At 66.1% G+C, this 17,182-nt stretch carries 16 protein-coding genes; 13 read left to right on the forward strand and 3 right to left on the reverse strand.

Annotated elements, in window-relative coordinates; genetic code table 11:
* Nucleotides 1–4: 4 nt before the first annotated feature.
* Nucleotides 5–937 carry a serine hydrolase gene (locus tag MELE44368_RS04250; RefSeq protein ID WP_128107356.1) on the reverse strand — a complete coding sequence of 311 codons (933 nt, stop codon included), beginning with the start codon at nucleotides 935–937 and terminating at the stop codon, nucleotides 5–7.
* Nucleotides 938–1,250: 313 nt separating this feature from the next.
* Here MELE44368_RS04250 and rplS point away from each other — a divergent pair, with 313 nt between their 5' ends.
* From rplS to MELE44368_RS04305, 11 genes are all read left to right on the forward strand, one after another.
* Nucleotides 1,251–1,592: a 50S ribosomal protein L19 gene (gene rplS / locus MELE44368_RS04255; protein WP_046752062.1), complete on the forward strand. Its 342-nt coding sequence runs from the start codon at nucleotides 1,251–1,253 to the stop codon at nucleotides 1,590–1,592.
* A gap of 85 nt (nucleotides 1,593–1,677) precedes the next feature.
* Complete coding sequence (gene lepB, locus MELE44368_RS04260) at nucleotides 1,678–2,502, forward strand: signal peptidase I (RefSeq protein ID WP_128107357.1); 825 nt, start codon at nucleotides 1,678–1,680, stop codon at nucleotides 2,500–2,502.
* A 26-nt stretch (nucleotides 2,503–2,528) separates the two neighbouring features.
* Nucleotides 2,529–3,287 carry a ribonuclease HII gene (locus MELE44368_RS04265; RefSeq protein WP_206613681.1) on the forward strand — a complete coding sequence of 253 codons (759 nt, stop codon included), beginning with the start codon at nucleotides 2,529–2,531 and terminating at the stop codon, nucleotides 3,285–3,287.
* Between the two features lie 76 nt (nucleotides 3,288–3,363).
* A complete protein-coding gene (locus MELE44368_RS04270; protein ID WP_128107358.1) occupies nucleotides 3,364–3,669 on the forward strand; it encodes a DUF2469 domain-containing protein in 306 nt (101 codons plus the stop codon).
* Nucleotides 3,670–4,212: 543 nt separating this feature from the next.
* Nucleotides 4,213–5,406, forward strand: coding sequence for an MCE family protein (locus MELE44368_RS04275; protein WP_128107359.1), 1,194 nt, complete (start codon nucleotides 4,213–4,215; stop codon nucleotides 5,404–5,406).
* Nucleotides 5,406–6,428 (forward strand): MCE family protein, encoded by a 1,023-nt coding sequence (locus MELE44368_RS04280; RefSeq protein ID WP_409366097.1) that lies wholly within the window; start codon nucleotides 5,406–5,408, stop codon nucleotides 6,426–6,428. Before MELE44368_RS04275 ends, MELE44368_RS04280 begins: the two co-directional genes overlap by 1 nt.
* The gene (locus tag MELE44368_RS04285) at nucleotides 6,428–7,531 is read left to right on the forward strand and encodes an MCE family protein (protein ID WP_128107361.1); all 1,104 of its coding nucleotides are present in this window, start codon (nucleotides 6,428–6,430) and stop codon (nucleotides 7,529–7,531) included. The genes MELE44368_RS04280 and MELE44368_RS04285 overlap by 1 nt, the downstream gene beginning before the upstream one ends.
* On the forward strand, nucleotides 7,528–8,925 hold the full coding sequence (locus tag MELE44368_RS04290) for an MCE family protein (protein ID WP_128107475.1): 1,398 nt from the start codon (nucleotides 7,528–7,530) through the stop codon (nucleotides 8,923–8,925). Before MELE44368_RS04285 ends, MELE44368_RS04290 begins: the two co-directional genes overlap by 4 nt.
* Entirely contained in the window at nucleotides 8,922–10,094 is a 1,173-nt protein-coding gene (locus MELE44368_RS04295; protein WP_128107362.1) for an MCE family protein, read from the forward strand. The genes MELE44368_RS04290 and MELE44368_RS04295 overlap by 4 nt, the downstream gene beginning before the upstream one ends.
* Nucleotides 10,094–11,608, forward strand: a complete 1,515-nt coding sequence (locus MELE44368_RS04300; RefSeq protein WP_128107476.1) for an MCE family protein — start codon at nucleotides 10,094–10,096, stop codon at nucleotides 11,606–11,608. Before MELE44368_RS04295 ends, MELE44368_RS04300 begins: the two co-directional genes overlap by 1 nt.
* Nucleotides 11,608–12,096: an Rv2253/PknI dimerization domain-containing protein gene (locus MELE44368_RS04305; RefSeq protein ID WP_128107477.1), complete on the forward strand. Its 489-nt coding sequence runs from the start codon at nucleotides 11,608–11,610 to the stop codon at nucleotides 12,094–12,096. The genes MELE44368_RS04300 and MELE44368_RS04305 overlap by 1 nt, the downstream gene beginning before the upstream one ends.
* On the opposite strand, the gene MELE44368_RS04310 is transcribed toward MELE44368_RS04305, so the two are convergent.
* A complete protein-coding gene (locus tag MELE44368_RS04310) occupies nucleotides 12,080–13,186 on the reverse strand; it encodes an NAD(P)H-dependent amine dehydrogenase family protein (protein ID WP_128107363.1) in 1,107 nt (368 codons plus the stop codon). The genes MELE44368_RS04305 and MELE44368_RS04310 overlap by 17 nt on opposite strands.
* A gap of 223 nt (nucleotides 13,187–13,409) precedes the next feature.
* Between MELE44368_RS04310 and MELE44368_RS04315 the strand changes: the two genes are divergently transcribed.
* Nucleotides 13,410–14,483 carry an NAD(P)H-dependent amine dehydrogenase family protein gene (locus MELE44368_RS04315; protein WP_128107364.1) on the forward strand — a complete coding sequence of 358 codons (1,074 nt, stop codon included), beginning with the start codon at nucleotides 13,410–13,412 and terminating at the stop codon, nucleotides 14,481–14,483.
* Nucleotides 14,484–14,564: 81 nt separating this feature from the next.
* Nucleotides 14,565–15,761, forward strand: a complete 1,197-nt coding sequence (locus tag MELE44368_RS04320; protein ID WP_128107365.1) for a cytochrome P450 — start codon at nucleotides 14,565–14,567, stop codon at nucleotides 15,759–15,761.
* On the opposite strand, the gene MELE44368_RS04325 is transcribed toward MELE44368_RS04320, so the two are convergent.
* A complete protein-coding gene (locus MELE44368_RS04325; protein WP_128107366.1) occupies nucleotides 15,758–17,050 on the reverse strand; it encodes a TetR/AcrR family transcriptional regulator in 1,293 nt (430 codons plus the stop codon). The two genes, MELE44368_RS04320 and MELE44368_RS04325, sit on opposite strands and share 4 nt — an antisense overlap.
* Between the last annotated feature and the right edge of the window lie 132 nt (nucleotides 17,051–17,182).

Below are 17,182 nucleotides of genomic sequence, written 5' to 3' on the forward strand. Positions count from 1 at the left end.
GAACTCAGATCCGCCCGCCGGGGAACATCGTCTTGACGACCTGGGTGATGGTGTCGCGCGCGGTGACGTCGTCGGTGGGTTGCATGGAGCCGATCGCCATCACATACCGATGATTGGGCCCGATCACACCGCTCGACAGGTGCACCCAGTTGCCGCCGTTCCAGCAGCAGAACCAGCCCTGCTTGACCGCGACCGGCTCGGCGTAGAGCCCGTCGGGGATGCCGAACCGCTGCGGGTACACCCCGCCGGGCACCGTGCCGTCGGGTGCGGTCGGGGTGCTCGCCGCCAGGTCGGACAGGATGATGTCGGCCTGCTCGGGCGGCAACCCGCCGGCACCGGAAAGCAGCATGTCGTAGTAGCGGACCAGGTCGGACGTCGTGCTCAGCGTGTTGAACCAGCGCCCGTTGTACGGCGCGGTCGTGGCGCCCAGGCCGTAGCGCGCCTTGATGCGCCCGATGATGTCGCTGCCCCCACTGCGGTTCCAGAACACCTCGGCCGCGCTGTCGTCGGAGGCCCGCAGCATGAAGTCGAGTGCCTTGCGGTCGTCGGGGGACAGTTGCGTCTTGCCCTCGGCCACCTGCAGCAGCAGGTCGTCGGCGATGAACACCTTGACCACCGACGCCATCGGCATCGCCATCGCGTTCCCGTTGGACACGACCTGCCCGCTGTTGCGATCCAGCACGGTGACGGTGATCTGGGCGCCGGCGGCCTCGGCGTCCGCGGTGGCCTGCTGGGTCCGGGCCTCCAGGCCCTCGAACGCGGCGGAGGGCGGGGCTTCCGGCAGCGGCGCCATCCTGCCCTGCGGCGCGACGACGACGACGGGCGGTTCCGCGGGCGGCGGCGGTGTGCCGTGCACCTTGGCCTCGCACCCGCCGGTGAGCACCGCAACTGTGGTCACAGCGATGGTCATGACCAGCTTCGACGGCACTGCTCGCATCGCTCTCCCTCGTACCCCGCGGGCGCGGCTCACGCCCTGCACAGCGCCATACCCTGTGTCATACAGCCTAACCTTTCGGCCACCCGGTATCGGGGTCGATACCTCCGCGTCGTGCGTCCCTGGCCACCGCGTTCACCGGATTTCAGAGTTTCGGCGGGTATCTGGCACAATTGAGCAGTTGTCTGCGCAGTTGCAGGAGATCACTGGCTCCGCCCACTGCGAGATGCACCCCATACGTCCGATCCATCGGCTCGGCCACGCGTCGCAACGGCGACGGCGGCGCCGGTAGCCCAACAGCAAGGAAGTGTCACCGATGAACACGCTGGACTTCGTCGATCAGGCGTCGCTTCGCGACGACGTCCCGGACTTCGGCCCCGGCGACACCGTCAATGTCCATGTGAAGGTCATCGAGGGCTCCAAGGAGCGCATCCAGGTCTTCAAGGGTGTCGTGCTGCGCCGCCAGGGCGGCGGCATCCGTGAGACGTTCACCGTGCGCAAGGAGAGCTACGGCGTAGGCGTGGAGCGCACCTTTCCGGTGCACTCGCCGAACATCGACCACATCGACGTCGTCACCCGCGGCGACGTCCGTCGCGCCAAGCTCTACTACCTGCGTGAACTGCGCGGCAAGAAGGCCAAGATCAAAGAGAAGCGCTGACTTCTGCCGGTTACGTCCGCACGGAGCCTGATCCTTGGAACGCTCGCAGCGCGGTGCCGAACAGCGCGCTGGCTACGCTGATGCGGTGACCGGACCGACAGCGCCAGACGATTCGTCGCCCCAGCCCGAACTCGAGGACACCACTTCCGAATCCGAGTCGGATACCGAAAAGCCCGAGAAGAAGCACGGAGCGCTGCGGGAATTCGCGATCCTCGTCTCGATCGCACTGGTGCTCTACTACGTGATGCTGACGTTCGTCGCGCGGCCGTACCTGATCCCGTCGGAGTCGATGGAACCCACGCTGCACGGCTGCGCGGGCTGCACCGGCGACCGCATCATGGTGGACAAACTGACCTACCGGTTCACCCAACCCGAACCCGGCGACGTCGTGGTGTTCAAGGGCCCGCCGAACTGGAACGTCGGCTACAAGTCGATTCGGTCGGACAACACCGCGGTGCGGTGGGTGCAGAATGCGTTGTCCGTCATCGGGTTCGTTCCGCCGGACGAGAACGACCTCGTCAAGCGCATCATCGCCGTGGGCGGGCAGACCGTGCAGTGCCGCGAGAGCACCGGACTCACCGTCGACGACAAACCGCTCGACGAACCGTATCTGGACCGGGAGACGATGAACGTGCCCGATCCGAACTTCTACAAGTGCCTCGGCCCTGAGTTCGGCCCGGTGACGGTGCCCGAGGGCCGGGTGTGGGTGATGGGCGACAACCGCACGCATTCGGCCGACTCGCGGGCCCACTGCACCAACACGCCCGCCGACGCGCAGCGTGGAATCCTGTGCACCGGAGATCCGATGGCGGGCACCGTGCCGGTGGACAATGTGATCGGGAAGGCGCGTTTCATCGCCTGGCCGCCATCGCGTTGGGGTGGCGTGGGCAGCGTGAACCCCCAGACCTGAACCCAGACGCAGTAGGAGAGTTACTGTTGCCGCCGACATGGCCTCCGCGAACGGTGATCCGGAAGTCCTCGGGCCTGCGTACGTTGGAATCCGCCCTGTACCGCAGCGGCCTGGGGCCGGTGGCCGGTGTCGACGAGGTCGGGCGCGGCGCCTGCGCGGGACCGCTCGTCGTCGCCGCATGCGTGCTCGGCCCGAACCGCCGGGAGAGCCTGGCGGCCCTCGATGACTCCAAGAAGCTCAACGCGAGGGAACGCGAACGGCTCTTTCCGTTGATCTGCCGGTACGCGCTGGCTTACCACGTGGTGTTCATCCCGTCGGTCGAGGTCGATCGTCGCGGCGTGCATGTCGCCAACATCGAGGGCATGCGCCGCGCGGTGGCGGGACTGTCGATGCGACCCGGCTATGTGCTTTCCGACGGGTTCCGGGTGCCCGGCCTGCCGATGCCGTCGCTGCCGGTGGTGGGCGGGGACGCGGCCGCGGCCTGCATCGCCGCGGCCAGTGTGCTGGCCAAGGTCAGCCGCGACCGGCTGATGGTCGAGATGGAAGCCGAGCATCCCGGCTACGGCTTCGCCGAGCACAAGGGCTACAGCACCCCGGCGCACAGCGCCGCGCTGACCGAACTCGGGCCGTGCGCCCAGCACCGCCACTCGTTCATCAACGTGCGCCGGGTGGCCACCAAGACGGGGATCAAGGTGGTCACGGAGCTGATCACCGGCGCGCCGGCCGGGAACGGCGAGGATATCGACGACGGGGATGAACCGGAGCAGAGCGCCGAAGTCGGGTAATGGGAGAATTGAGCAGATACCGGTTGTGCGACGAGCGGACATGCCGGTGGGACCGATATGAAGGACAGCTGAGCTGATGAGTGCCGAAGATCTCGAGAAGTACGAAACCGAGATGGAGCTCTCGCTCTACCGCGAATACAAGGACATCGTCGGCCAGTTCAGTTACGTCGTGGAGACCGAGCGCCGGTTCTATCTGGCCAACAGTGTGGAAGTGGTGCCGCGCAACTCCGACGGTGAGGTCTACTTCGAGCTGCGCCTGGCCGACGCCTGGGTGTGGGACATGTACCGGCCGGCACGCTTCGTCAAGCAGGTCCGGGTGATCACCTTCAAAGACGTCAACATCGAAGAGGTGGAGAAGCCCGAACTGCGGCTGCCCGAGTAACCGCGCAGCCACGTGTCGCGAAATTGACACCGACGCAAGCCTTGTCGGCGTGCGGCGGGATCCACAACTTCTACGCGAAAGATCGCGATTTTCGACATCGGCGGATGCTGTCCGGCGATCATAGGGGGCGGATCGTGTGCAGTGGGAAGGTCCTTCTCGGGCCGTCCGGCACGCCCTCCATCTGACGATGACCTAACGTTTGCTCCGTGTGGGTGGCTTACGCGCGCCCTGAGGCATGTCGGACATGGGTCGACGAGACGTTTCATCCGCAAGACAGAAAACCGCAATCTGTCTTGTCATGGTTGTATACCTGCATCGAATCGAGCGAAAAGACTGTACAGCAAACACCGCAGATGGTACGAACAGCTTGTCGGGGCTGATCACCGAGGCAGGGCGCGCTGTCGACCGAAGAAGACGTTGACCCAAAGATATGTTCCGGCGTAAAGTGCTGCACCGTCGTCGAACGCGCGATGGGGGTGCGACCCGCTTGTCGAACCGAACGCCGTGGCGCTACCTGATGCGTCCCTGGTGCGGAGGCGATCGATGACACGAACGCTGCTGCGTCCACTGGTTGGTTTGGTAGCCATCGTCGTGGCCGCGGTGGTAGTTGTGTTGGCGGCGAACCTCTTCCGCGGCGGCTTCACTGATTCCGTCCCCGTCACGGTGCTCACCCAGCGAGCCGGCCTGGTGATGAACCCCGACGCCAAGGTCAAGGTCCGCGGTGTGCAGGTGGGCACGGTCGCGGCGATCGAAGAGCTGCCGGGCGAAGCGGCGGCCATTCACCTGGACATGGATCCTTCGCGGTTGGAGGCGATACCCGCCAACGCGCTCGTCGATATCGCGTCGCCGACGGTGTTCGGCGCCAAGCAGGTGCAGTTCGTCTTTCCCGATGACCCGTCCGAGGAGTCGCTGCAGGCCGGTCAGGTCGTCGACGCACGTCACGTCATGGTCGAGGTCAACTCCGTATTCGAGCAGCTGACCTCGGTGTTGTCGCAAGTCGAGCCCGCCAAGCTCAACGCCACCCTGGCTGCGATCGCCACGGCGGTCAGCGGCCGCGGTGAGAAGTTCGGCCAGATGCTCTCGGACCTGGACGCCTATCTGGCCGGTCTCGAAGGAAGCCTGCCTGCACTTCGGGCCGACCTGCAGGCCGCACCCGGCGTGCTGCGGGCCTATGCCGATGCGACGCCCGAGTTCGTCACGATCGCCGAGAACGCCACGCGGATCAGCGACTCGATCGTCGAGGAGCAGTCGAACCTGGACGCGGCGTTGGTGAGCGTGACCGGCCTGGCGGACATCGGAAATCAGGTGCTGGGCGAGAACCGCAACGCGCTCACCGACGTCCTTCGTCTGCTGGTGCCGACCACCGACCTGTTCAACGAGTACAACCAGGCGCTGTGGTGCGGGCTTGCCGGAATGGTGGAGGCAACACACCGACCCCCGTTGAAGCAACCCGGCGTGGTGGTGCTGGCCGGGTTCCTGTGGGGCCAGGAGCGCTACCGCTATCCGCAGGACCTGCCCAAGGCCGGGGCGGAGGGCGGTCCCCAGTGCACCGGGCTGCCGAAGCCGCCGTTTGAAGCGGTCCCACCGTACGTCGTCGCCGACACCGGGACCAATCCCTGGCGACGGACCTATCCGGGGGTGGTGCTCAACTCCGACCTGATCAAGCAGATCATGTTCGGCGACACCGAGATCTCCGGGCCGCCCCGCAACACCGCCCAGATCGGCCAACCCGGATGATGCGATCGTTTCGTCCTACGCTCGTCAAGTTCGGGATCTTCGCGGTGGTGATGAGCCTGCTCACCGCGTCGTTGTTCTTCATCTTCGGCCAGTATCAAACCGGTTCGCGGAAGGGATATTCGGCGGTGTTCGCCGACGTCTCCCGGCTCGAGCCGGGAGAGTCGGTGCGGGTCGCAGGCATGCGGGTCGGCACGGTGAACAGCGTTGAGCTACAACGAGACAAATCGGTGGTTGTCACCTTCGAGACGGATCCCGACGTGGCGATGACCACCTCGACCAAGGCGGCGGTGCGCTATCTCAACCTGGTCGGCGACCGCTATCTGGAGTTGATCGAGGGGTCCGGAGGCGCTCCGCTGCCGCCCGGCGGCCAGATCTCCAAGGACCGAACTCAGTCCGCGCTGGATCTGGACCTGCTCCTCGGCGGGCTCAAACCCGTTCTGCGCGGACTCAACCCACAGGATGTCAACGCACTGTCGGCTTCCATCATCGAGATCTTTCAGGGCCAGGAGAACACGCTGCAGTCGCTGTTCTCCGGCACGTCGGGCTTCACCGCGGCGTTGGCCGAGCACAACGAGACCATCCAGGCGCTGATCGACAACCTTCGCACGCTGCTGGCCACCCTGACCAAGGAGGGCGACAAGTTCTCCGACACGATCGGACAACTCGAAGCTCTGGTCACCCAGCTTGCCGCCGAACGCGATCCGATCGGTAGGGCCATCGAAGCGCTGAACAACGGCACGGCATCGGTCGCCGACCTGATGGCCGAAACACGTGCGCCGCTGGCAGGCACGGTCGACGAACTGAGCACGCTGGCCACCCACCTCGACGCTGAGAAGGACCGGCTCGACACCAGCCTGCAGAAGGCCCCGGAGAACTACCGCAAGCTGGTGCGCACCGGTTCCTACGGCAGCTTCTTCAACTACTACATCTGCGAGCTGAAGTGGCGGGTGACCGATCTGCAGGGTCGGACCGCGGTCTTCCCGTGGCTCAAACAGGAGAACGGGAGGTGCACCGAGCCCTGATGCGCAAATATCGAGGCGCACATCTGATTCGGGCGGGCTTTCTGGGCGCCGTCCTGATCGTCCTCGTCGTCGCCGTCGGCCTCGCGCCCGAACGGCTGGTGTCCTGGGCGACCTCGATCAGGTATCAGGCGCAGTTCGCCGACGCCGGCGGCCTCACGCCCGGCAACGAAGTGACGATCTCGGGGATGAAGGTCGGCACCGTCTCCGGCGTTGCGCTGCACGGACGCAATGCCGTGGTGACCTTCACCGTCGACGGAACCGTGCCGCTCGGGTCGGCCACCACCGCGCACGTGCGCACCGGCACCCTGTTGGGCGAGCGCGTCCTGACCCTGGAGTCCGACGGCGATGGAACGATGAAGCCGATGGACGTCATTCCGGTGTCGCGCACGGCGTCGCCCTACTCGCTGACCGAAGCCGTCAGCGAGCTGACCACCAACACCGCGGGCACCGACACCGCCGCGTTGAACCAGTCGCTGGACACCCTGTCGGCGACACTGAACCAGGTTGCGCCACAACTAGGTCCGACCTTCGACGGAGTGACGCGGTTGTCACGGGCGATCAATGAACGCGACGACACGCTGGGCGACCTGCTCGCGAACGGCGCCGACGTCACACGGATCCTCTCGGACCGCAGCGCGCAGGTGAACTCGCTGATTCTCAACGCCAACGACCTGGTGGCGGTGCTGTCGGAGCGCCGGCGCGCCATCGTCGAGCTGCTGGCGCACACCTCGGCACTGTCGAAGCAGATGACCGGCCTGATCCGCGAAAACGAACAGGAGCTCGCGCCCACGCTGGACAAACTCAACGGCGTCACCTCGATTCTGGAGAAGAACCGCGACAACATCGCGAAAGCCCTTCCCGGGCTGGCGAAGTTCCAGATCACCCTTGGTGAGACCATCGGCAACGGACCGTACTACCAGGCCTATATCCCCAACATCATGTTCGGCCAGCTGCTGCAGCCGTGGCTGGACTACGCGTTCGGGTTCCGGCGAGGGGTCGACGCAGGACAGCCGCCCGACAACGTCGGTCCGCGCGCAGAGCTTCCTTTCCCGTACAACGGCATTCCGCAACCCTGGGAGCAGTGGGGGGAGCCACCGCGATGATCCGCGGCCGTGGTGTGCGAATGGGCCTGGTGGTGACGCTGGCCGCGCTGCTCGTGTGCGGATCGGGCGTCCTCATCGCGCACAACCTGTTTCGGCCCACCGTGATCATCGCCCACTTCACCACCGCCACCGCGATCTATCCCGGTGACGAGGTCCGCATCGCCGGCGTGAAGGTGGGCTCCATCGAATCGATCGAGCCGATCGGAACGCAGGCGAAGATGACGCTTTCCGTCCGACACGGCATCACGGTGCCGGCCGACGCCAAAGCGGTCATCGTCGCCCAGAACCTCGTCTCGGCGCGCTACGTCCAACTCACACCCGCATACGAGTCGGGGCCGGCCATGCGAGACGGGGCAGTGATTCCCGTCGAGCGCACGGCGGTGCCGGTGGAGTGGAACGAGGTCAAAGAGCAACTGATGCGGTTGGCAACGGAATTGGGGCCCGGCGGCGACGCCGGAAATGCGACGGGTTCGGTCGGCGGGTTCATCGACAGCGCGGCCGCGGCCATGGACGGCAACGGCGAGAAGCTGCGCCGCGCACTCGAGCAACTGTCGGGGGTGGGCCGGATCCTCGCCGAGGGCGGCGGCAACATCGTCGACACGATCACCAATCTGCAGACCTTCGTCACCGCGCTGCGCGACAGCAACGACCAGATCGTGCGGTTTCAGAACGGGTTCGCCACGCTGACCAGCGTCGTCAACGACAGCAGGTCGGAACTGGATGCGGCGCTGAAGAACCTGTCCGAGGTCGTCGGCGAGACAACACGATTCGTGCACGACACCCGGGACAAGACGTCGGAGCAGATTCAGCGGCTGGCCAACGTCGTGCAGAACCTCGCCGAGCACCGCATGGGGCTGGAGAACGTGCTGCACATCGCCCCGCACTCGATCGCCAACACAGTCAACATGTTCGACCCGCGTACCGGAGCGGCCAGCGGAGTGTTCGTGCTGAACAACATGGCCAATCCGGACTGGTTCATCTGCGGAATGATCGGGGCGCTCCAAAACGTCACCGCCCCGACGACCTCCAAACTCTGCTCGCAGTACCTGGGTCCCGGGTTACGCCTGGCGAACTTCAACAACCTGCCGTTTCCGTTCAGCTTCCTGTTGGGCGCCAACCCGCCGCCGTACATGCTGCGCTACAGCGAGCCGGGCCTGATGCCCGGGGCCGGCGGACCCCCGCCGGGGCCGTCGGAGCCCCCACCGGCCGTCTCGGCGTACACCGGCGCCGGCGATGTACCGCCACCGCCCGGCTACGGCCTGCCCGCGGCGGGGCCCACGCCGCCTTCCGGGCCGCCGACACTGCACGACATGCTGTTGCCGGCCGAGCTGTCACCGGGTCAGGACGCGGCGCCACCGTCGCCGTCGCCGCCGAACGACGGGACCCCGCCATGATCGGTGTGCGCGCGGCGCGGCAGACGTTGGCCGTCGGTCTGACCGTGGTGTTGACCGCCACCGGATGCGCGTTCGACGGGGTCAACTCGCTGCCATTGCCCGGGGCCGTTGGGCGCGGCCCCGATGCACACGTGTACCACCTCGAGCTGGCCAACATCGGGACACTGGAATCCAATTCACCGGTGATGATCGACGACGTCGTCGTCGGCAGCGTCGGCAGGATGACGTTGCACGGCTGGCATGTCGACCTCGAGGTGTCGGTGCAGCCGGATGTCGTGGTGCCCGCCAACGCGGTGGCGACCGTGGGACAGACCAGCCTGTTGGGATCGATGCACGTGGCGCTGGATCCGCCGGCGGGCGTAGCCCCGAGCGGCCGCTTGTCACCCGGTGCGACAATCGGTTTGAACGATTCCTCGACATATCCGTCGACCGAACGGACACTGTCCGCGCTCGCCGCCGTGGTCAATGGTGGCGGTCTCGGCCAGATCGGTGACATCATCAGCAATTTCAACGCCGCCCTATCGGGCCGGCGCGACGTGGTACGCGATCTCATCACCCGGCTCGACACGTTCGTCGGCACCCTGTACGAGCAGCGCGACGACATCATCGCGACCATCCACGAGATGAACCGGTTCGCCGAGCGGCTCGGCGGTCAGCAAGAGGTGCTCACCCTGGCGCTGAACAGGATTCCGCCGGCGCTGGACGTCCTGCTCACCGAACGGGAGAGGTTCACCACGGCGCTACAGCGGTTGGGGGAGTTCAGCGACACGGTCACCGGGCTGGTCAACGACACGCAGGCCGATCTGGTGAGGAACCTGCAGAACCTCGAGCCGACATTGCGTGCGTTGGCCGACGTCGGCCCAGAGATCGACAGCGCGCTGGCCTACCTCCCGACGTTCCCGCTGACGCAGAATCTCATCGACCGCGGTGTCCGCGGCGATTACATGAACCTGTTCGTGACAGTCGATCTCACCAACGCGCGGATCAAGCGGGGTCTGCTCCTCGGAACTCGGCTCGGTCAGGACCGGGCCTCACTGGTTCCCGCGCCGGGCGACCCCGGCTACGACGCCTACTACACGAAGTTCCCGTTGGGTGTCGGCACCTCACCGCCGTTCGGCCCGATTCCGAACGCCCCTCCGGCGCCGTGGGAACCCGGGGGCGGTGGCTGATGCTGTCGCGGATGGTGCGGATTCAGTTGGTGATCTTCACGATCGCCTCGATCATCGGTGTCCTGGTGATGGCGTTCGGCTACCTGCAGGCACCGACGCTGCTCGGCGTCGGGCGGCTCACCGTGAAGCTGGAACTTCCCGCTTCGGGCGGCCTGTACCGCTTCGCCAACGTGACCTACCGGGGCGTCCAGATCGGCAAGGTGACGGCGATGGACGTGTCGCGAAGCCGTGCCACCGCGACCCTCTCGCTGGACACCTCACCGAAGATCCCCGCCGATCTGGTGGCCGAGGTGCGCAGCGTGTCCGCGGTCGGTGAGCAGTACGTCGAGCTGCTGCCGCGCACCGACTCGCCGCCGTACCTACAGGACGGTTCGGTCATCAGCATGGCCGACACCAAGGTTCCGCAGCAGGTCAGCCCGATGCTCGATCAGGTCAGCGCCCTGCTCGACAGTGTCCCGAAAGACAGCTTGAGCAAGCTGATCGACGAATCGTTCACCGCGTTCGGCGAGACCGGCTACGAAATGGGCTCGCTGGTCGACTCCTCGTCGAAGATCTCAGGCGATCTCAACTCCGTGGCCCAGCGGTCGGCCACGCTGGTCGACGATACGCGGCCCCTGCTGAATTCCCAGGCGCAGACCACCGACGCGTTGGAGGTGTGGGCGCGGAGCCTGGCGGGCATCACCGGCCAGGTGGTGACCGACGACCCGCAGATACGCACGCTGCTTGAGGAGGGACCCGGTGCGGCCTCCGAGGTCTCGCAGCTGCTCGACCAGATCAAGCCGACCCTGCCGGTGCTGCTGGCCAACCTCACGACCTTCGGCCAGGTAGCGGTGACCTATCGGCCGTCGCTGGAACAGGTTCTGGTGTTGTTACCGCCGTTCGTGGCCAACACGTTGGCCTCGGCGCCGGAGAACAACCCCACGGGGATCCCGTTGGGTGACTTTCGGATTCAGATCGCCGATCCGAACCCGTGCACGGTGGGGTTCCTGCCGCCGTCGTCGTGGCGCAGCCCCGAAGACACCACCACGATCGACACTCCGGACGGCGTCTACTGCAAGCTCCCGCAGGACTCGCCGGTCGTGGTCAGGGGAGCACGCAACGCACCGTGTATGGGGGTGCCGGGAAAGCGCGCCCCCACGGTGGAGATCTGCTACGGCGACGAGCCCTATCGACCACTGGCCATGCGAGAGCACACCCTTGGACCGGCTCCGATCGATCCGAACCTGATCGCCCAGGGTGTCCCGCCCGACAACCGGGTGACCATCAACGACAACATCTACGCCCCGATCGAGGGCACCCCGCCACCGCAGGACTCACCGCCCGCAGCCGCCACCCCGGTGACGCCGAACTCCTTCGGCGCCAAGGCTGCTGCCCCCAGCCCGTCGGTGGCGATCGCACACTACGACCCACAGACCGGCCAGTTCTCCACCCCCGATGGCGCCGTCGGCCGCCAGACCGACCTCGTCGACCCCCCGAAGAGCTGGCAGGACCTGCTGTATCAAGGAGGCCGATGATGGAGCATCGCGCGGTCATCGTCGCTGCGATGGCGATCGCGATCGGGGCGGCGTGCACCGCACCGCCCGCCGGCGCGGCCGACGAGATCGCGATCAACGGCACCTACGCCGCGTTCTCCGACGGCCGCTTGGCCAGGACCAACGACTCCCGCCACGACGAGAAGAGCGTGCACCAGACATGGACCATCACGTCCACTTGCACCACCTACCAGGACTGCACCGGACGGGTCGTCAGCGACCACGGCTGGAGCGGCGAGCTGGTCTACCTGAGCGGGCGTTGGAAGGTCAGCCACACCATCGAGAACTGGGAGCCGTGCTTCGACGGCACCGCGTACCCGGGAACGCAGACCTTCACGTTCTGGGTCGGCTATCCCGCGGTTCCCGGTCAGTACGTGGGCTGGGACAGAACCGAAGGACCAAGCGGTGCTTGTGGTTTCAACAAGGTCCTCGACATCGAGATGCCGTTCACGCTCACCCGCGTGGATTGAACGCGTGCTGCGGGATCGTCAACGGCAGGTCGACCGAACTGAGCAATCCCGGTGGGGCCTCCACGACGTACGGCACCGCGTTGACCACCCGCATCGCGGTGGCGACCATGGCCCCGGCGCCGGAGGTCATGTGTTCGATGGCGGCCTTCTTGCGGTCACGGATCGTGGGCGTGAGCGTGCACTCGATATCCGGTTGGCCGGTGATCACCACCCGGTACGACAGGTCACCGTGGCCCTGCGGCCAGTCGGGCGCCACGTCGGGCGCGAGCCGGGTGACATGTTCGATCACGATCGCTTCCACCCCGTCGACCACGCCGATGGCCTGCATCCGCAGCGCGCCGCAGGTGCCCGCCTCGACGGTGCCCATCGCGACTTCGAGCGTGCGATCGGTCACCCGTCGATCGAACTTCTCCCGCACTTCGGTCACCTCGACGCCGAGCGCTTCGGCCATCATGCGGATCTGTCCCTGCCACTCGCCGGCGATCGCGCCGGGGATGGCGATCCACGGGTCGTAGTCCAGGGGCCGGCCGAATCCCATTGCGTCGCTCATGATGTCGGTCACGCCGTAGTCGTCGTACAGCGCGATCTCGTTGGCGTAGATCTTCTCGATCTGACTCGACTGCGTCGACAATACGAGCGGCAGGTAGTCGGCGGCAAACCCCGGTTCGATGCCCGACGCGTACAGCGACACCTGGCCGTCCTTTGCCGCGGTCGTGAGCTGGTCGCGCCACTCGGCGGGTTCGTATGCATGCGGGTTGACCAGACGGGTGGTGCTCGTCGTCACGACGTTGATGCCTGCGCTGAGCAGTTTGACGTAGTCCGGGATCGCCAGCGCGTCCCGCTCGGGTCCGCTGGCCGCGTAGATGACGCAGTCGGGCGCCAGCGCGATCAACGCATCGGCATCGGTGGTGGCTTTGACCCCGATCGGATCCCCGTTGGTCAGTTCGCCCGCGTCCTTGCCGTCCTTGTCAGGGGAGTGCACCCACACGCCGACGAGGTCCAGATTCGGGCGCCGGCCGAGGGCGCGGATGGCGATCGCGCCGATGCCACCCGTCGACCACACCACCACGCGGTACGTACCGTCTGCCATCACCCCTCCTTGTGGGAGCGCCCAGATGCGTCGGTACGACTATAACGATCGAGAATAGTATCCACTATTATTTCGCGGGAGAGAACAAAATTTAGGTTATAGTCGGGCGGCGTGCCCTCCCGGACGCGAGCTCGATGGCCACCGCGGCGACATTCCGATCGCCTGGCCCGACGTCGAACGCGTCGTGACCGCGTACGAACGCCGATGAACGACAGGAGGACTCGTGAGCTCACCGCTGCGAATCGTGGTCTGGTCGACCGGGGGTGTGGGGTCGATCGCGATCGACGCGATCCGGCGCAGACCCGACCTGGAACTCGTCGGCGTGTGGGTGCACTCCGAAGAGAAGATCGGCAGAGACGCCGGGGAGTTGGCCGGCGGTAGCCCGGTCGGGGTGGCGGCGACCAACGACGCCGACGCGCTCATCGCCTTGGCGCCCGACTGCGTGGTGTACGCCGCAAGCGGGCCGGAACGCGATGCCGGTGCCGTGCCGGACTACCTCAAGTTGCTCGAAGCCGGGATCAACGTCGTATCGACGACGTCGACGACGCTGGTCTATCCGCCCGCGTATTATTCGCCGGAATGGCGCGATCAGCTGGAGAAGGCGGCCACGGCGGGCAACGCCTCCCTTTACGCCTCCGGCATCTTTCCCGGGTTCGGCTCTGACCAGCTGGCGCTGCTCCTCGCGACCCAGTCGAAGACGATCCGATGCCTCAAGGTCAGCGAGATCGCGCTCAACGACCACTATCCGGTGGCCGACATCATGATGAACGGCATGGGCTTCGGCCATCCGCTCGACTTCGAACCGCTGCTGAAGACGCCGGGCTTCATCGAAATGGCTTGGCGGGCCCCGATTCACCTGATGGCGGCAGGCCTCGGCGTCGAGGTCGAGGAGGTCCGCGGCACCCTGGACCGGCGCCTGACGGACAGGGACATCGAGGTCGCCTTCGGCACGATCGAGGCCGGGACGTGCGGTGCGGTGAGCACCCGCGCCGCGGGTGTGGTCAACGGCCGGGAAGCCATTGTGGTCGAGCACATCATCCGGATGGCGCGCGACGTGGCGCCGGATTGGCCGGCATCCGAGTTCGACGCCACCTACCGCGTCGACATCGACGGGGATCCCGACATCCACTGCGCGATGAATGTCGGCGCGGCCGAGGGGCACGGCGCGGGTCATGCCGCGATGACCGCAACCGCGATGCGGGTGGTCAACGCCATCCCCTATGTGGTCGATGCTCCCGCCGGCCTGCTGAGCTCCTTGGATCTGCCGAACACGTTGCCGCGACACGTGTTCGGCTGACCAGCGAAAAAGTCTTAGGTGTTCCGAGATGAGTTTTCAATCTTTCGTCACTGATCTGACGACAACCAGAGGGAGCAACAAATGACCGGCGCGAGCACCGTCGATCTGTACTACGATCCGTTCGACTTCGCCATCGACGACGATCCGTACCCGGTCTGGAGGCGGATGCGCGAAGAGGCGCCGCTCTATTACAACGAGAAGTACAACTTCTACGCGCTGAGCCGCTACGACGACGTCGCGCAGGGACTTCACGACTGGGACACCTACCGATCGGGCAAGGGCACCACGCTAGACGTCATCATGAGTGGAGTCGAGGTGCCGCCGGGGGTGATCCTGTTCGAGGACCCGCCACTTCACGACCTTCACCGCCGCGTGTTGTCGAGGGTGTTCACGCCGCGGCGGATGGAGGCCGTCGAGCCGCTGACCCGCCAATTCTGTGTCCGTGCGCTCGATTCGCTGGCCGGGTCTTCGCGGTTCGACGTCATCGGCGATTTCGGAGCGCTGATCCCGATGCGGACCATCGGTTACCTGCTGGGCATTCCCGAGGAGGGCCAGCAGCAGATCCGCGACAACACCGACGCGTCGATCGGGCTGAAAGAGGGCGGTTTTCGGGCGGTGTCGGAAGCCACGTTCGAGAATGCCTACCAGTTGTTCGCCGACTACATCGAATGGCGCGCTGAACACCCGTCGGACGACTTGATGACACAGCTGCTCAACGCCGAGGTCGAGGAGAACGGCGAGCTGCGGCCCCTGACACGAATCGAGGTGCTGACCTACACCAGCATGATCGCCGGTGCCGGTAACGAGACCACCACCCGGCTGATCGGTTTCATCGCGCAGCTGCTCGCCGAGCATCCCGATCAGCGACGCGAACTCGTCGACGACCTCTCGTTGCTTCCCCGCGCGATCGAGGAGGTGCTGCGCTATCAGGCGCCGTCACCGGTGCAGGCGCGATATGTCGCCCGCGACACCGAAAGTCACGGCCAGAAGATTCCCGAGGGTTCGGTGATGTTGTTGCTCAACGGCTCTGCCAACCGCGACGAGCGGCGCTACCCGAACGGCGAGAGCTTCGACATCCATCGCACCGGATCGCATCTGTCGTTCGGACAGGGTCTGCACTTCTGCCTGGGGTCGTCGCTGGCGCGGATGCAGGCCAGGGTCGCCCTCGAGGAGATGCTGAAACGGTGGCCCGAGTGGGACGTCGACTATGAGGACGCCGCGATGGCGCACACCGCGAGCGTCCGGGGCTGGGGCAAGTTGCCGGTCGTCGTCGGCTAGCGCGCGATGACGCCACGCAGAAGTGTGTCGCGGACGTGGATCTGGGATGCGCGGGTGCCGAGATCGTGCAGGAGGTTCTCCGGGATCCAGGAGAGGCCGATGACGATGCGCGCCAGCATCTCGTTCGACGGGGCGTCGATCGTTATCTCACCCGACTTGATGCCTTCGGTGAGCAGAGCTTTCATCTGCCGGACGCGCTTGGTGAACAACCAGGCGATGTTCGGGGTGTCGGGCGGCGACTGTCGCATCCACGCGAGCTGAATCCTGAACTCGTCGCCGAAATGGGCGAGGGCGTTGGTGTGGATCCAGCTCAACCCGTCGAGCTTCTCGATGGTCGACGCATCGGAGTTCAGCACGCTGGTCCATCCCACTTCGGCCACCTTCTCGCCGAACGACTGCATGATCGAGGCCAGCAATTCCTCCTTCGAGCCGATCAGCCGGTACACCGTTCCGGTGCCCAGGCCGGCCGCCGAGGCGATATCGCGGATCGTGGTGACTTCGTAGCCTTTTCGGCCGAACTCCGCACGGGCGACCGCGCGGACATGCGCGGCCTTGTCGTTGGGCGCGGCCTCGCTCTCCTCGATCCACGACTTCACGGCGTTGTCGGCGGCGATGAACGCGGCGGACCGATCGAGTTCGGCGTCGCTCGGCGGTACCGTGGCCAGGCCCTCCAGCAGGATTCGGCACAGCGTGGCCGCGACCTTGTCCGCGCCCGCACTGTGCCGGATGACATCGAGCCCGACCTGGCGCATGGACTGAACGATCCGGTCGGCCAGGATGGGCAGGTCGACGTCTGGCCGCAGGTACCCGCTCCACCGGGCGGCGCGCAGCGTCTGCACCATCGCCTCGAGGATCTTCGCCGGACGCTGTTGGGCCAGCGCGGCCAGTTCCGGGTTCGAGGTGGGGGTCTCGTAGAACGTCATCTGCAGCGCCGCGCTGTGCGTCACCGCACACTGCGCGATCGCCGCGCCCAGCTCCACGATCCGGTCGAAGGCCGACAGCGGGGTCGGGTCGTCGAGCCGGTTGAGGGCCTGCTCGGCGATTCGATCGAGATCGTCGTGGTAACGCCGGAGCAGCTCGACGAGGATGGCTTCCTTGGACTCGAAGTGGTGATAGAGGCTGCCGGGCAGAATGCCTGCGGCGTCCGCGATCTCCTGCAACGAGGTGCGCAGACCCGACGTGGCGATCAACGACGCGGCGGTCTGCAGGATCTCGGTCCGCCGGGTGCCGTCGTCGTAGGAGTGGCCTGCATGCGCCGCGAGGTCGGTCTTCGCGCGAGGACGCCCCACAACACCTCCAACCTCAACTCCCGTGCACCGGTTTGGTCGGCCTGACCCAAAGTTTGGTCAAGGTTACCAGAACGGGTCTACCGCATGGCGTCGCGCAATCCGGAAATGCGCCGGTAGACGGGCTGCCCGACA

The sequence above is a fragment of the Mycolicibacterium elephantis DSM 44368 genome (assembly GCF_004014805.1).
In the GTDB taxonomy this organism is placed as follows: Bacteria; Actinomycetota; Actinomycetes; order Mycobacteriales; family Mycobacteriaceae; genus Mycobacterium; species Mycobacterium elephantis.

Bases quoted from the DNA above. Each gene is read 5' to 3' on its own strand.
- MELE44368_RS04305 (WP_128107477.1), top strand. From the start codon at position 11,608: ATGGAGCATCGCGCGGTCATCGTCGCTGCGATGGCGATCGCGATCGGG.
- MELE44368_RS04275 (WP_128107359.1), top strand. From the start codon at position 4,213: ATGACACGAACGCTGCTGCGTCCACTGGTTGGTTTGGTAGCCATCGTC.
- MELE44368_RS04300 (WP_128107476.1), top strand. From the start codon at position 10,094: ATGCTGTCGCGGATGGTGCGGATTCAGTTGGTGATCTTCACGATCGCC.
- MELE44368_RS04270 (WP_128107358.1), top strand. From the start codon at position 3,364: ATGAGTGCCGAAGATCTCGAGAAGTACGAAACCGAGATGGAGCTCTCG.
- MELE44368_RS04295 (WP_128107362.1), top strand. From the start codon at position 8,922: ATGATCGGTGTGCGCGCGGCGCGGCAGACGTTGGCCGTCGGTCTGACC.
- MELE44368_RS04280 (WP_409366097.1), top strand. From the start codon at position 5,406: ATGCGATCGTTTCGTCCTACGCTCGTCAAGTTCGGGATCTTCGCGGTG.
- MELE44368_RS04250 (WP_128107356.1), bottom strand. From the start codon at position 937: ATGCGAGCAGTGCCGTCGAAGCTGGTCATGACCATCGCTGTGACCACA.
- rplS (WP_046752062.1), top strand. From the start codon at position 1,251: ATGAACACGCTGGACTTCGTCGATCAGGCGTCGCTTCGCGACGACGTC.
- MELE44368_RS04320 (WP_128107365.1), top strand. From the start codon at position 14,565: ATGACCGGCGCGAGCACCGTCGATCTGTACTACGATCCGTTCGACTTC.
- MELE44368_RS04290 (WP_128107475.1), top strand. From the start codon at position 7,528: ATGATCCGCGGCCGTGGTGTGCGAATGGGCCTGGTGGTGACGCTGGCC.
- MELE44368_RS04310 (WP_128107363.1), bottom strand. From the start codon at position 13,186: ATGGCAGACGGTACGTACCGCGTGGTGGTGTGGTCGACGGGTGGCATC.
- MELE44368_RS04285 (WP_128107361.1), top strand. From the start codon at position 6,428: ATGCGCAAATATCGAGGCGCACATCTGATTCGGGCGGGCTTTCTGGGC.